The sequence below is a fragment of the Priestia sp. TGN 0903 genome, from assembly GCF_050846855.1.
GTDB classification, from domain to species: Bacteria; Bacillota; Bacilli; order Bacillales; family Bacillaceae_H; genus Priestia; species Priestia zanthoxyli.
The window spans coordinates 579,177-593,927 of record NZ_JBOZGL010000002.1 but is presented as its reverse complement, the minus strand read 5'-3'; the positions used below and the strand labels follow the sequence as shown (position 1 = coordinate 593,927).

Here is a 14,751-nt window from a genome sequence, read left to right as displayed (position 1 = left end):
GTGTTTAAGTAAAGTAAATAAAATTGCTAGATTAATATGATGTGTGTAAATAAATCCAAAACATGTTGGAAAAGACGTTTGTTATTAAACAGGAATATTTAAAGAACAAAAAAAGCAAACTCCCTACCGTTAGGAGTTTGCTTCTTTTATTCAAGAGTTTTTATAACCTCTCTCATCTTGACACTCTTCTAAAGGAGTGATTAGATATATATGTTAACTATTTAAAAATTAAAGTTAACTAATTTCATTGTCGGTGGTGAGAGTGTATTGTATTGGGAAGAAGATATTAAGAGAGAACTTGCCTATTTAGATGAGATTTTTCAAAAACGGCACCTTGTTACTACAGAATTTGCTGAACAACCATGGCTTACAGTCAATGGACGTAAAATGTTAAACCTTGCCTCTAATAACTATTTAGGCTATGCAGGAGATAGTGGACTGAAGAAAACAATGAGTGATGCTGTGATGACGTATGGAGTAGGAGCAACAGCTTCACGCTTAATAGTAGGAAATCACTCTCTTTACGAGAAAGCAGAAAGAGCACTTGTTAATTGGAAAAAAGCTGAGGCAGGACTTATTATCAATAGTGGTTATAATGCAAACCTAGGAATCATCTCAGCCTTGGTTCCGCGTAATGGCTTCATCTTCAGCGATAAGTTAAATCATGCAAGCATCATTGATGGGGCCCTACTGAGCCGTGCAAAACTTCAGCGCTATCGCCATAGCGATATGAACCATCTAGAAAATTTATTTAAAAAAGTTCCCTTGGAGTCACGGAAGTTAATTGTAACAGATACTGTTTTCAGCATGGATGGTGATTTCGCCAAGCTCAAGGAGCTTGTTAAATTAAAAGAGCAATATAACGCCCTACTAATGGTTGATGAGGCTCATGCAAGCGGTGTATACGGAAAAAATGGTGAAGGATACGCACATTTTCTTAATCTGCAAGATAAAATTGATATTCAAATGGGAACGTTTAGTAAAGCGCTAGGGTCATTTGGAGCTTATGTTACGGGAAAACAGTGGCTCATAGATTATTTGAAAAATAGAATGCGAGGACTCATTTATTCAACTGCTCTTCCCCCTGCTATACTCGGTGCAATAACGGCTGCGATTGAAAAGGTGCAACAAGACACAGAGCGCCGCGCACTTCTTCAAGAACATGCACTATTTTTTAGGAAGGCACTTACATACGAAGGATTTAACACATGCAATAGTCAATCTCAAATCATTCCAATTTTAACGGGAGAAAACAAAAGAACAATGCAGTTTGCAGAGCGTTTACAGAAAGAAGGAATTGCTGCTATTGCAGTTAGGCCCCCTACTGTTCCTGAAAATAAAGCAAGAATTCGTTTTACTGTAACAGCCGATCATACGCGAGAAGATTTAGATTCGGCCATAAAGAGAATTTCTCTAATTGGAAAAGAAATGAGTATGATTCAATGAAACCATCCACTATTATAATATTTCCCGGATGGGGAATGGAAAAAGCAGCGTTTCAACCAATCATAAAATCATTGTCTACTATATGTAACGTTTTGTGTACAGACTGGAGAGGTGTAAAAGAACTAAGTGACTTTAGAGAACGAGCAATCCAATTGCTTACTTCTACTCCAGGTACTGTTTATTTAATGGGTTGGTCATTAGGTTCTCTTGTAACGCTTGAACTTGCAAATTTATACCCTAACAAGATAGAGGGACTCATATTAATTGGCGGAACTAGTCGCTTTACAAACGATATGCATAATACATTTGGATGGGAGCAACGCATCGTTGAACGTATGAAAAAACAACTACAGCGTAATAAAGAAGAAACCCTTACTTCATTTTATAACGCTATGTTCACTAAATCTGAAAAAGAAGAAGAATTTCATCATCAATTTATGGAAGTTGTTCAGCGTGATTATCAAGGAGACAGTACGTACTCCCTCCTTACAGGGCTAGATTATTTACTCCAAAAAGATGTTAGAATGCAACTCAATCAAATTCAAACTCCTTGTTTGTTGATCCATGGAAAAGATGATCAAATATGTTTACCTGAGTCTTCTTCTTTCATAGCTGAAAGAATTGGTGGAAAAGCGCAGCTGTGTATTCTAGAAAAAGCTGGCCATATTCCTTTTTTTACAAAGCCTCAGCACTGTACGCAACTTATAGAAAAATTTCTCGAAAAGGAGCTCATTTATGATTAATAAGCAACTTTTAAAGAAAAGGTTCAATAATCATGCTAAAACTTATGATGCTTATGCCGATGTACAAAAAAGCATGGCAAACCAATTAATAGATCAGCTTTCCACCAATTTCTTTAACGAGGAAATAGCTATTCTTGAAATTGGCTGCGGCACGGGTTATTTAACACAATTATTGTGCAAAAAATTTCCTAAGGCTGCTATTACAGCAGTTGATTTGTCATCAGGAATGATTGAGTTAGCAAAGGAAAAAGTAAGGAAAGATCGAATTTCTTTCATATGCGGAGATATCGAGGAACTAAGTATAGAAAGACATTATGACCTTATTATTTCTAATGCAACATTTCAGTGGTTTAATAGTCTTCATACGACAATTAAAAAATTGTATAAACAACTTAAGCCTACAGGCAGCCTGCTATTTTCAACCTTTGGTAACCGTACGTTTCAAGAGCTTCATTCATGCTACAGCCATGTGAAACAAAAGCTTGGTCTTTTCAGTAACAGTTCACCTGGCCAATCGTTTTTTTCTCTTGAAGAGTTGTCTCAAATTTGTGAACAAGCATTAGTTCCATTGAGAGAGCATCCATTTAAACTATCAAAAACGGAGGAGCTAGAGGTTCAATACTTTCCGACGGTTAAGGCATTTTTTACATCAATAAAAAAGATTGGAGCAAGTAACAGTAACGAGGAAAGCTACTGTCAGCGCCCTTCCTTTTTTCGTGAATTAATCAACCTATACGAAAATAATCATCGTGACGAAAATGGCGTAAAAGTAACCTATCATTGCTTAATGTTTAATATTACAAAAACGAACTAATAGCCAATCCAGCCCTGGCTACTCTCTAGAAGTGATGACTTGCCGCCAGTAACAAAGGGTACTCTTCTATTTAGAAAAGTACCCTTAAATAATCAATTAGATTTAATTAACTTACTGTTTTTTAGAAACTAGCTCAATAATATTTGTTATACCTTGCTCATTGTACCCTGTTTTTAATAACTGTATTTGATTATGTTCAGATAAATTTGTAAAAATGATTGGTGTAACAAGTGATTTAGCATTTTCTTTAATGTAGTTTAGGTCTATTTTTAAAAGCGGGGTTCCTTGTGTAACCTTTTCTCCCTCTTTAATTAGACATGTAAACCCTTTCCCATTCAAGTTCACTGTTTCTAACCCTACGTGAATTAATAACTCTAGACCTTGATCTGTTTTTAGACCTATGGCATGTTTTGTAGGAAAGATGCTAACAACCTCCCCGTTGATAGGAGAAACAAGAGTATTATTAGTTGGTTCGATGGCAAAACCGTCTCCCATCATCTTTGAAGAAAAAACGGCATCAGGGACTCCTTCTAGAGGCACAATATATCCATCAAACGGAAGTTTGAATACGCTTCCTAAAGTTGTATCGTTCATTTCTTTTTTCTCACCTGTTGCAGCAACTTCAGTTTTTGACTTCGCTTCAGGTACTTCTTTGTTATTAGAGCCTTCTGTAATAGCCTCTTTTGGTATGCCAAATAAATATGTGCAGATGAATCCTCCAGCATATCCTGCAAGTAAGCCGATGATATATTTCAGCCATAAACCATGAGCAATTAATGGAATTAAAGCTAGGCCAGATGGACCGATAGCAATGGAACCAACGTTTCCGAACATTCCAATTACAGCTCCTCCAATTCCTCCACCGATACAAGCAGTAATGAATGGGCGTCCTAATGGAAGAATAACTCCATAAATAAGTGGTTCTCCAATACCTAATATTCCGACAGGAAGAGCCCCTTTAATAATGGTAACAAGTGATTTATTTTTACGGCAACGAGCCCAAAGTGCTAAAGTTGCACCTACTTGTCCAGCACCAGACATGGCAAGAATCGGAAGCAAGATGGTCATACCAGCTGTATTAATCATTTCAATATGAATAGGGATTAATACTTGATGCAGACCTAGCATCACCAATGGTAAAAATGCCACTCCTAGTACAAAACCTGCAAAAACCCCTCCACGTTCAAGAGTCCAATCTATGCCTCCAATTAAATTACTAGAAATTAGACCTGCAAAAGGCATAATAAAGAAAATCGTTAGCAATCCGACAATCAGAAGAGCAATTGTAGGTGTAACAATAATATCGATTGCATCAGGAATAAATCGACGTAAGAATTTTTCTAAAAATGAAAGTAACCATACAGCAATCAAAACTCCGATAACCCCGCCTTGCCCAGCAGTTAGAGGCTGATCGGTAAAGATATTCATAATAGGGAATTCTTCTGTAACTCCCGTTAAAAGGGTGATACCTCCGATAACTCCACCTAGGGCCGGAGTAGCACCAAACTCTTTTGCTGCGTTAATACCTACATAAATAACTAAATAGCTGAAGATTGCATTTTTAATTACATTAAGAATCGTAACGTATTGTTGCCAATTATCTTTATCAAGGTCTCCCGCGGTTATGCTATTTGCTAAAATAGAGGCAATACCAGCTATTAAACCTGCGCCTACGAAAGCTGGAATGAGAGGGATGAAAATGCTTCCAACTTTCCGTAAAAAATTTTTAAATGGCGTATTGTTTTTCTTTTTTAGCTCAGATTTCATACCTGCACCTTTTGACGTCAAACCTTCAGATGAAGCTTTTTCTTGTGAAGGAGCTACAGAATCTTCTTGAAGTACAATACCAAATTGTTCAGCAACTTTCGTAACTACTCCTGGTCCTAGAATAATTTGATACGTATCATCATCGACAACCCCTACCACTCCTTTCACTTGTTTTATACTCGCTTCATCGATTCTATTATGATTCACTGGGGTGACACGGAGTCTTGTCATACAGTGTGTATAATTCGCTATATTAGAACTGCCTCCAAGAGCTTGAAGCAGTTCTTTAGCTGTTTGATGATGTTTACTCATAGCTGTTCCCATCTCCCTTATAGTTTCGCTACTTAATTCACGATTGCTTGACGGATAAACCCTTGTGTTTGTTCTAAACGATGTAAAGATTCCTCATATGAAAGTCCTGTTAAAATCATGACTATAGCAAGCTTAGAATTACAATTTGCTTTTGCTAAGTACTCTTCTGCCGTATCATACGTGCATGAAGTTGCTTCCATCACAATTCGTTTTGCGCGCTCTACAAGCTTTTCGTTCGTAAGCTGAACGTCTACCATTAGATTTCCATACACTTTTCCGATACCTACCATAGAAGCTGTCGAAAGCATGTTACAAACCAATTTTTGTGCTGTTCCGGCTTTCAAGCGAGTAGAACCTGTTAATACTTCAGGACCATTTACTACTTCAATTGCAATGTTTGCTACTTTTCCAATATCAGAACCCTTATTGCAGCTAACTGCTACTGTCTGAGCTTCAATTGAGTTAGCATATTCTAATGCTCCAATGACATAAGGTGTACGACCACTTGCTGCAATCCCCACAACAATGTCCATCTTAGTAAGTCGAATATTTTGTAAGTCTTCCATGCCTAACTCTTTACTATCTTCTGCTCCTTCTACTGCTTTGATAAAAGCTTTTTCACCGCCAGCAATTAAGCCTATTACTTCATCTGGGTTTGTACCAAATGTGGGCGGACACTCAACAGCATCCAGCAAGCCGATGCGGCCACTGGTTCCTGCACCTATATAAATAAGGCGCCCCCCTTGTTTCTTAGCTTCTATAATAGCTTCTACAGCTTTCGCAATAGAAGGCAGTTCTTTTTTTATCGCACTCGCAACTTTTTCATCTTCTTCATTCATGGTTGTAAGAAAATCTAAAACGGACATTTCATCCAGATTCATTGTTTTTTCATTACGAGCCTCAGTAGTTAAATGTTCTAGCATTATTAACCATCCTATCTATTCATTTATTATGAAATCGTTCTCAAGTACAGAATAACGTCTTTGAAATTAAATTTCAACAATTATTTTAAAATCTTAAAATTTAATTTCAAATACTATAGTAATATGTGACTTTGAACAAGCATTATATACCTGAATTTTAGTAAATAAGACAACTCTCACCGTATAAATGTCAAGCATGTCTTATATCAATAATGACTCCTTCCCTGCTGTAGTAAGGATTTTTTTTATAAACGTTCCTATTAAAATCATTATTTTCATCCCTATATAGAGACTACATTATGTTAAATGGGTAAAAAAGCGAAAAGGATCTCATAAAAATAATGCGTTTATCTATTTATTCTTCGTGCGGACAAATGATTGGATATTTCAAACTCAAATTACTAATAATACCGTTACATGTCTTTGGCGTAAAAGGAGCTACGTAACAATGGAACTGAAAAGAATAATAGGCATCACCTGTTTATCAAGCGTTATCTTATTTTCGGGACCTTTATCATTGGTCAATGCATCAGTAGATGATTCTAAAATGACTGTAAAACATTCAGTGAAAGAAGAGCTGCCCAATATAAAGATTTTGGCCACTGGAGGTACGATTGCAGGTTCTTCTGAAAGCAGCACAGACACAACTGGATATGAATCAGGAGCCCTTGATATTAAAACCATCATTAAAGCTGTTCCTCAGTTAAAAAAACTAGCGAATGTAAGCGGAGAACAGGTCGTAAATATCGGAAGTCAAAATATAAATAACAGCATTTTGTTAAAGTTAGCCAAACGAATTAATACACTATTAGCGTCTAAGGATGTTGACGGGATTGTCGTGACACACGGATCTGATACGATGGAGGAAACAGCTTATTTTCTAAACTTAGTAGTAAAGAGTGACAAGCCTGTGGTTGTGGTTGGTTCAATGAGACCAGCTACCGCTATAAGTGCAGATGGACCGCTAAACTTGTATAATGCGGTGAAAATTGCTTCTAAAAAAGAAGCACGAAATAACGGCGTTTTAGTAGCGCTAAACGATCGAATTGGTGCAGCTCGTTATATAACAAAAACACATACAACGGCAGTAGATACGTTTAAATCCACTGAACAAGGATATGTAGGAGAAATAGCTGGAGATCAGGTAATATTTTATAACAAACCAACTCGCAAGCATACAACGCAATCAATATTCGATGTATCAAAATTAGATAAGCTTCCTCGAGTAGACATCATATATGGGTATCAAAACGACTCTAGGAACTTTTATGACACGGCCGTAAAAGCTGGAGCTAAAGGAATAGTCGTCGCAGGAGCAGGAAATGGGCTGCTATCCGATGTTGCCCTAACAGGTGCTAGAGATGCGGTAAAAAAAGGCATAGTTATTGTTAGATCTAGCCGCGTAGGAAGCGGGGCTGTGACACATGAAGAATCAGATGATAAAGATACGTTTGTTACATCTGATTCATTAAATCCACAAAAAGCCCGTATTCTTTTAATGCTTGCTTTAACGAAAACAAAGGACCCTAAAAAGATTCAAGAATATTTTAATGAGTATTAATCAAAAATATCTTTCCTCCTCTATTTTGGTGCTTTAAGAACAATCGGTAACAAAAGTATAAACAGGCCGAGACACCACTAGCATACTTTTGTCTCGGCCTGTTTTCATAAGAAAAAGCATCAGCAGGTCCCTTATTCATTTCCCCAGTTCTTGCTTTCTATAATTAAATGATTGGATGTGTTATCTAGGACACGCCATACCAAGGTCTTACCTTCTATATCTTTTAACTCAATAATACCTTCTAACTTATTGGTATTCACATGGACACGGTTCTCATCTATTCTTTGCGCACTTTTTAATCTCGTTCCAAATGTTGCAGGACTTTCTTCCGTTAGCTTTACAATTACATCTATCATACGTTTATCAGAAATATAGTTTTCGCTGTTTTCATAGTTTTGATCAGCAGGTTTAATAGCGTGTTCTAACCCATTTTCGTACTGACGCCAATCAACAATTAAAAAAAGCGCAAATATTAAAGACACTGTTAGTAATAAGCCATACACAACATTTCGTTTCATTTACTTTTGCTCCTTTCAATAGGGTTTTATAGGTAAAACAAAGAAAATACCTGTTGTAAGAATAGGTTGTATCAGAAAATAGTATCGTACAACTCTGAAAAATATTCCGGTTTCCGAGTAAAAGAAGGGTATATTTTTAAAGATTTCTACCTACGGAGACTATAAATATCTAGACAATCGGCTTAATATAGGTCAAGCACTAACAATCCATTAATTAAGAAAAACAAGAGATAAATCATGGTAGAAAACGGACGAATTTATCGTTCTCTATCACAAACTTCTCATCGGATTGTAAGAGCCCGTAAACATATGTTTACGGGCTCTTGTTTCTCGTTCATAAGATATAAATATAATTAGTCAAGTATACATATTTTATTTAACCTACGTTATTTTTCAATATGTTCTCCCGATATCCGAATAAAGCCTTCATTTCTATCTAATGGAACAGGAGGACGCTCGCCTAAAGGAACCTTCCAGTGCCACCATTTGAAGATTCGAGCGATGACGAAACATAGAATTGATATGCCTGCAAAAATCCCAACAAACGTCCAGTGCTGTCCGCTTAGCAGCATAACAGGCCCCGCTGACCATGCAAATAATTCTAACGGCGTATTAAGCGGTCCAACTACCGCTGTGTCTGTAAGTGTTTTTGATTTATTGTTAGGATCAATAATTCTTAGTAATGTAAGTCCGATAGCGAATACACCTGTTGAGTAGCCATACACAAATATAGAACGTTCAAACCAGCTTTCATAGTTCATAGCGGGCCCAATTACGACTAGCATCACCACCACTACTACTATACCTGAAAGCATTAACAAACCAAGCGGAAGTGCATATTCAACAACAATCGGTAATTTAATTGATGCTACACCGAAAAATACAAGAAAATCAGTTGCTGCACTGCCTAAACGATCGACTATCTTACTATCAACGTATTTGTAAACCCCTTTTTCTCCTTTGCCTAGCAATATGTACATAAGCAGCGCTATTAAAAACGCTATTGTAAACGTTGGAAATTCCAGTCCCCAAGCAGTAGCAATATAGTTATTTAATAGATAGCCCAAACCTGACGGCACAACTAATAATGCTAAATGAAAGGCTAATGGATCCATGGCAATTGGTGAAATCGTGTCATTCCCCATTGCCGTTCTATTTTTAGGCTGAACTAATCCTGTTTTTAGATCCTCCGAAATTTCCGAAAAATCTTTTACATAATGAGTATAACCTTTTCGAGTTGCCCATTTTATAAAAATCAATCCGCCAAAAATACCTGCTAAAATACCGCCAGTAGCAGCTGTCATTCCCAAGTCAGTTGCATTTTCCCAGCCTAAATTTTCGAAGGTTGTGCCTACCGCTGCCGCCGTTCCATGACCTCCATAAAATCCAGCTGCTAAAAGTAAACCAAATCCGTTATTAATCTCCGGGGCAAACTTTGAAATCACTAAAATTGAAAAAACAATTGGAATAGACATTTGAAGACCTATACAAAGAATTTTATAAGTGGCATATGCGCCCATTCGATTAATATCCTTTTTCATGTTGCCTGGTGAAAAAGAAAACCCGTTTATCCCAACTGCCGCAAACACAAAGATGGTGATGATTCCTGCATAGGAGCTAATATCTTCAGAAAAAGGTAGAACATTTAGAAAGCTAGGTCCTAGTGCTAAACCCAAAAAACCTGCCAATAAGCTTGCTGGAATGAAGCTTCTTTGAATAAATTTAAATTTTGCGCGAAGCAGCATGCCTATTAGAATCAGGACGCTGGCACAAGCAAAATCTACTAGTATCGTATATACAGTCATTCATATCCTCCTTTCGTAACGTTACATGCTTAAAAAATTAGTTGATCTTGTTGATGTAGCCGGTGGTGCTGGGTCTAGTTTTTCTTCTTTTATATGTAACACGTCTTCTGGTTTGATCCAAGGTCTATTTTGGATAGCACTTGTTTCTTCATGTGTAAGGTATCCTTTATAAGCGGTTAAGCTTCGTCTTAAAAATCCGTCTTTAATACAGGCTGATTTCACACCTGAATTTAGGATGGATTGGATATGTGGCAATACAGATGCCGCATAAGCTACAGAAGTAGAATTAGCAATAGCTCCAGGAATATTGCTGACACAATAATGAACGACACCATTTTCGATATATGTAGGATTTTCATGAGTTGTTTCACGGAAGGATTCAATTGCACCATCAGTATCATTGCTAATATCTACAATAACTGATCCTTTTTCCATTAAATTGAGCATATCACAATCTATTAAATAATCTTTGCGTTCCTTTGGCCATTTTACACAGTTAATCACCATATCAATTTCAGGAAGCAATTTTTTAATATTTTGCTTAGTTGATAGCTGCGTATTCACTTTTTCATTATACGTTTTGCCAATATCTCTTAATGTTCCGTAATTTACATCCATAACCGTACACCACGCACCTAAAGAATGTAGTACCTGCAGCGCCGACCTTCCTACTAGTCCTCCTCCAAGGATAAGTACCTTCATACCAGGGGCTCCGGCTAAGCCACTAACAAATTTTCCTTTCCCGCCGTTAATCGTCAGCATAGCCTGCAGACCCATTAATGCACCTTGTTTTCCCGCTGCTTCACAGTTAACTGAACCAAATCTATGAGAATCCTCTGCTGTGAACGCAATACATTTGCTATCGAGTATAGCCTGTACCTGCTCTTTATGTGCAGCTGGATGTATACACGTATAGATAATTTGATTTTCCTTAAGCAACTTATATTCACTTTCTTCAATCTCTTTAACTTTTGCGATAAAGTCACATCTTTCATACATCTCTTCTGTTGTTTCTACTATTTCGGCCCCTTCTTTTTCATACTGTTCATTCGTAAATCCCGCTAATGCGCCCGCATCTTTTTGAACAAGGACCGTATGACCATCATCTTTAATAGCAGCAGCCTCCACAGGCGTCATAATTACTCGGTACTCTCCCACTTTATTATCTTTTAATACACCAAATATCATGTTGTTCCCCCTAAAGTAGTTTTTTTAAATGCTTCCCCTCTCATTCCTGCGTGATACCAAAGTTAATTAAACTATTAATAATATTCAGATTAAAATGAATACAGCTTGTTTTTCTAGCACGCAAGTTTTGGAATAATTGTTCTATTAGAACCTTATTCTGCATTCACTTACCAAATTATAAATTAAAATGAATAAAAATTCAAAATAATATAATATTACTATCTATTTTTTGTGTAGTAACAAGCTTTTAGCTTATTAATCTTGCATAGAAAAAAGGTTCCACTCATTAACGCTAAATGAGGGAAACCTTTTTAATTTAGTTATAGCTAATAGGTTACTTTATTACTGAAATATTGCCATTGTGAGTAGCTAGTTTAATGATATTCTTTCCATTTCCAATAACAGCGTTACGATCATATTTATTCAGAATATCGACTTTTCCATTATCAACAGAAACGTTAAATTGAACGTTACTTGGTTCTTTTTCCGTTGTAATTTCAACCTTTCCATTGTGCGTTTTAAAGTCAATGTCTCGATCAAGTTCTGCTGTTTCAAGAACAATACTTCCGTTATGGGTTTCACCTTCTAAACTACCTTCCACGTTACTCAGCGTTATTTTTCCGTTATTTCCTTTTGCTTGAACTGTTTTGGCTGCAGCATTTTTTATGCTTGTAAGTCCATTGTGTACGCTGGTGGTCAGGTTTTGTGAATCAATGTCCTCTAATTCTACACGTCCATTGTTTGCACGGACAGAAACATCCGCTGCGCGTAATTTTTTAACAGACACGTACCCATTGCTGCTAGAAACTTTTAATGAATTATACTGCTTTTCAGGTAAATAAACATTGATGGATAGCGGTTTTAATACACTAACAATATCAAAATTGACCCAGCTGCGCTGCTGTTCATTATAGGAGATGAAAAGGGTTGAATTTTTAACGTCAGTAGTGAAGTCTCTTTTTATATTAGGAGATGTTTCTCCTTTTAATGTTACTTTGATGTTATCACCTTTGATAGAGTACACGTGAACCCGGGTATTATCCGTATCGATGTTTACCTTGGATACTTGATTACTGTTAATCGTTTTTTCTTTTGAAATAGGTTCAGGATCAATAGCACGATAAGTAAGGAGACTTCCTATAACCCCAATAAGAATGAGAATGCCTGCAAGAACGGAGAGTTTCTTTTTATTCAACACGTTTTAAACCGCCTTTCACCAGTGATACATTGTATTTCAGATAACGTACAAAGCCTTTTATAGCTAGCTTCGTTACAACAAACATACCTAACATAATAAAATATCCAATTCCGCAAAATGCTAACGCCATAAATAAATTAAAGAGAAAAAAGCCGCTTGAATGTACAATAGCCTCACCGAGAACTAGAATAGGAGATAGCAAGAAACATAGACCTATGGCCCAAGCTGATAAAATAAAGCCAGCTAATACAACGGCCGGACCAAGAACAATTACTACATTAAAAAAAGCTAAACCAATTACGGCCCAAGTGGCTCTCAAAATATTTTGAGTTGTTGCCTTAGCTGTTGCTTGCTCAACGTGATAATCTGCCAGTAATTCTTTGGCTATTTGATTCGGGGATCCTAGCGACGCTACAATTTCTTCTTCTGTTTTTCCTTCTTCTAACCCAATGGAAAAATGTTCTTCATAATCTTGTAAAATATCCGCTCGTTCTTTTGAGGACAATGGTTTTAAGGATTCATTTAATTGCTGTAAAAATTTACTCTTCGACATTGTTCACACCTTCTTTAATTAATTGATTAACACCTCTTGAAAATTCGTTCCATTCATCGATAAGTTCGTATAAATACTCCCTTCCTTTAGCTGTAAGCTGATAATATTTTCTTGAAGGACCTTCTGTAGATTCTTTTAAGTACGTTGTAAAATATTCTTCTTTTGTTAATCGGCGCAGAAGAGGATATACAGACCCCTCTGATATTTCAATTTGATCGGAGATTTTTTGAACTAATTCATATCCGTAGCGGTCTTTCTTATCAAGTAACACAAGGACACACAGCTCTAAAACCCCTTTTTTAAATTGCACGTTCACTGCTCTTCACCCTTTTCTTTTCACAGTCCACTACTGTTTATTGTATAGTACTGATTTATAATAACTTCCTAATAATTACAATATATCACCAGCTATTGTTTATTGCAAGGTACTGTTTAATATTTTTTAAAATTTTAACCATTTTATATTCATAAGGTATTTTTTATAAAGCAAGGTTCAACCTTCTTTTTCTAATTAGCTTATATATGGAATTATTTTTAACGCGGCCAAAAGAAAAAGCAGCCTATAACTATAGACTACTCAGCAGCGAACATTCTAGGCTATTTTTCTTTTGCTTGCTTGATAAATAAAAAGAAAACCGTTATTAAAATAAAATAATTTAGAGGATTTTTGAAAATATCCCCTCCTAAAGCCAATTGTAATAAAATCCATAAAGCGAAGATCACTAATACGGCTGGTATTATAAGCTTGTTCATACATTGCTCATCCTTAGTCTCAGAGTAATACAGTAATCATGACTCTCAATATTTTTTGTACTGTAAAAATTAAATCCACAAATAGCTTTGAAAGTATATTGATTGAATTCCTGTAAGAATATCACTTTTTAAGATAAATTTTAACAGTTTCCGCCACAATTGATAGAAATGGATCAATTTTATTTGATTTTTTTGTAATAAGTTCAAGAAAAAAGTAACCGTTATTTTACATTTTCTAATAATAAAAACAGTCAATTTTATGACTGTTTTAAGTAGAATGCTATCAAAAATTTAATTTCCTAGGTGGTGTATCATCTTTATAAAAAATGCAGTTCTTATAGATTCGTTTTTTATTCCCCCTACTGAAAAAACGTCCATAAATCAATGCTGGCTGTTCATATCAGTACTTTTAATAATCCACACTTAATTATGAAGCCAGTCACTTGCATCCTTACCCTATATGGTTATTTTCGCGTTGATATATCATCGTATTCATTCTTTACTTTGAGTAGATCTTCTTTGCTCAATCTTCTTCTCCTGATAGCGTTGATAGAACCAAATAGCAATAGCTAGCCAGCAGCCGCTAGCAAAATAGCCTCCAATAACGTCGCTAGGATAATGCACGCCTAAGTAAATACGACTAATACCTATTGCTAGAATCATTGTAGTGCTAATAACGATTAAAAGTGTACGTCCCCAGCGAGTAGAAATATGGCGCCAGAGCAAAAATGAAAGGACGCCGTAAACAGCAAAAGCACTCATAGCATGCCCACTTGGAAAGCTATAACCATTGATTTCGATTAATCGATGGAAATCAGGACGTGCACGATGAAAAAGTAGTTTTAGCAGCTCATTGAGGATTGGAGAACCTACAATAATCGCGATAAATAAAATAAGCTCCGTTCGATGTTTTAATACCTTATAGAGAAAAAACAAACTAAAGAGAGAAATCACTGCAACAGATGGCGTAGAGCCAATAAAAGTAAAGCATTTCATAATAGTCGTTAGCCCAGGAGTTTCGAACCCTTGAATTAGCGATATAATAGACCGATCAAATGCGACAATTTTTGATCCATTAATTAAAAGAGCCATCCCACTAAAACAAATAAGGGACAACAAGCTTAATATAAAAGCAAGTGTAAATTGAAACTTCAACTTCATACTAGACAC

Annotated in this window: 13 protein-coding genes and 2 pseudogenes; 4 read left to right on the top strand and 11 right to left on the bottom strand. The window is 36.2% G+C overall.

The window, feature by feature from the left end:
- The first annotated feature begins 267 nt into the window (after positions 1–267).
- Genes bioF through bioC form a run of 3 tightly spaced genes read left to right on the top strand, consistent with a single transcriptional unit; the run spans position 268 to position 3,003 of the window.
- A complete protein-coding gene (gene bioF, locus ACRPLY_RS09535; protein WP_432231778.1) occupies positions 268–1,446 on the top strand; it encodes an 8-amino-7-oxononanoate synthase in 1,179 nt (392 codons plus the stop codon).
- Complete coding sequence (locus ACRPLY_RS09530; protein WP_165636215.1) at positions 1,443–2,189, top strand: alpha/beta fold hydrolase; 747 nt, start codon at positions 1,443–1,445, stop codon at positions 2,187–2,189. Before bioF ends, ACRPLY_RS09530 begins: the two co-directional genes overlap by 4 nt.
- Positions 2,182–3,003: a malonyl-ACP O-methyltransferase BioC gene (gene bioC / locus ACRPLY_RS09525; RefSeq protein WP_432231777.1), complete on the top strand. Its 822-nt coding sequence runs from the start codon at positions 2,182–2,184 to the stop codon at positions 3,001–3,003. The genes ACRPLY_RS09530 and bioC overlap by 8 nt, the downstream gene beginning before the upstream one ends.
- Before the next feature lie 111 nt (positions 3,004–3,114).
- On the opposite strand, the pseudogene ACRPLY_RS09520 reads toward bioC, so the two are convergent.
- From ACRPLY_RS09520 to murQ, 3 genes and pseudogenes are all read right to left on the bottom strand, one after another.
- Positions 3,115–3,555: pseudogene (locus ACRPLY_RS09520) on the bottom strand (PTS sugar transporter subunit IIA); the annotation flags it as partial.
- Positions 3,556–3,675: 120 nt separating this feature from the next.
- Positions 3,676–5,082 (bottom strand): annotated as a pseudogene (locus tag ACRPLY_RS09515) (PTS transporter subunit EIIC); the annotation flags it as partial.
- 32 nt (positions 5,083–5,114) lie between these two features.
- The gene (gene murQ / locus ACRPLY_RS09510) at positions 5,115–6,005 is read right to left on the bottom strand and encodes an N-acetylmuramic acid 6-phosphate etherase (RefSeq protein ID WP_432231776.1); all 891 of its coding nucleotides are present in this window, start codon (positions 6,003–6,005) and stop codon (positions 5,115–5,117) included.
- A 448-nt stretch (positions 6,006–6,453) separates the two neighbouring features.
- Between murQ and ACRPLY_RS09505 the strand changes: the two genes are divergently transcribed.
- Positions 6,454–7,566, top strand: coding sequence for a type II asparaginase (locus ACRPLY_RS09505; protein WP_432231775.1), 1,113 nt, complete (start codon positions 6,454–6,456; stop codon positions 7,564–7,566).
- Between the two features lie 131 nt (positions 7,567–7,697).
- On the opposite strand, the gene ACRPLY_RS09500 is transcribed toward ACRPLY_RS09505, so the two are convergent.
- The 8 genes from ACRPLY_RS09500 to ACRPLY_RS09465 form a co-directional block, all read right to left on the bottom strand.
- Positions 7,698–8,084, bottom strand: coding sequence for a hypothetical protein (locus tag ACRPLY_RS09500; RefSeq protein ID WP_325075075.1), 387 nt, complete (start codon positions 8,082–8,084; stop codon positions 7,698–7,700).
- 386 nt (positions 8,085–8,470) lie between these two features.
- The gene (locus tag ACRPLY_RS09495; RefSeq protein ID WP_033580029.1) at positions 8,471–9,889 is read right to left on the bottom strand and encodes a sodium/glutamate symporter; all 1,419 of its coding nucleotides are present in this window, start codon (positions 9,887–9,889) and stop codon (positions 8,471–8,473) included.
- Positions 9,890–9,910: 21 nt separating this feature from the next.
- Positions 9,911–11,077 carry an alanine dehydrogenase gene (locus ACRPLY_RS09490; protein ID WP_432231774.1) on the bottom strand — a complete coding sequence of 389 codons (1,167 nt, stop codon included), beginning with the start codon at positions 11,075–11,077 and terminating at the stop codon, positions 9,911–9,913.
- A 334-nt stretch (positions 11,078–11,411) separates the two neighbouring features.
- Positions 11,412–12,275: a DUF4097 family beta strand repeat-containing protein gene (locus ACRPLY_RS09485; RefSeq protein WP_432231773.1), complete on the bottom strand. Its 864-nt coding sequence runs from the start codon at positions 12,273–12,275 to the stop codon at positions 11,412–11,414.
- Positions 12,265–12,828, bottom strand: a complete 564-nt coding sequence (locus ACRPLY_RS09480; RefSeq protein WP_432231772.1) for an HAAS signaling domain-containing protein — start codon at positions 12,826–12,828, stop codon at positions 12,265–12,267. Before ACRPLY_RS09480 ends, ACRPLY_RS09485 begins: the two co-directional genes overlap by 11 nt.
- Positions 12,815–13,144 carry a PadR family transcriptional regulator gene (locus ACRPLY_RS09475; RefSeq protein ID WP_034267458.1) on the bottom strand — a complete coding sequence of 110 codons (330 nt, stop codon included), beginning with the start codon at positions 13,142–13,144 and terminating at the stop codon, positions 12,815–12,817. The genes ACRPLY_RS09480 and ACRPLY_RS09475 overlap by 14 nt, the downstream gene beginning before the upstream one ends.
- Positions 13,145–13,425: 281 nt before the next feature.
- On the bottom strand, positions 13,426–13,581 hold the full coding sequence (locus tag ACRPLY_RS09470) for a hypothetical protein (protein WP_432231771.1): 156 nt from the start codon (positions 13,579–13,581) through the stop codon (positions 13,426–13,428).
- A 492-nt stretch (positions 13,582–14,073) separates the two neighbouring features.
- Positions 14,074–14,742, bottom strand: coding sequence for a phosphatase PAP2 family protein (locus ACRPLY_RS09465; RefSeq protein ID WP_155007743.1), 669 nt, complete (start codon positions 14,740–14,742; stop codon positions 14,074–14,076).
- Between the last annotated feature and the right edge of the window lie 9 nt (positions 14,743–14,751).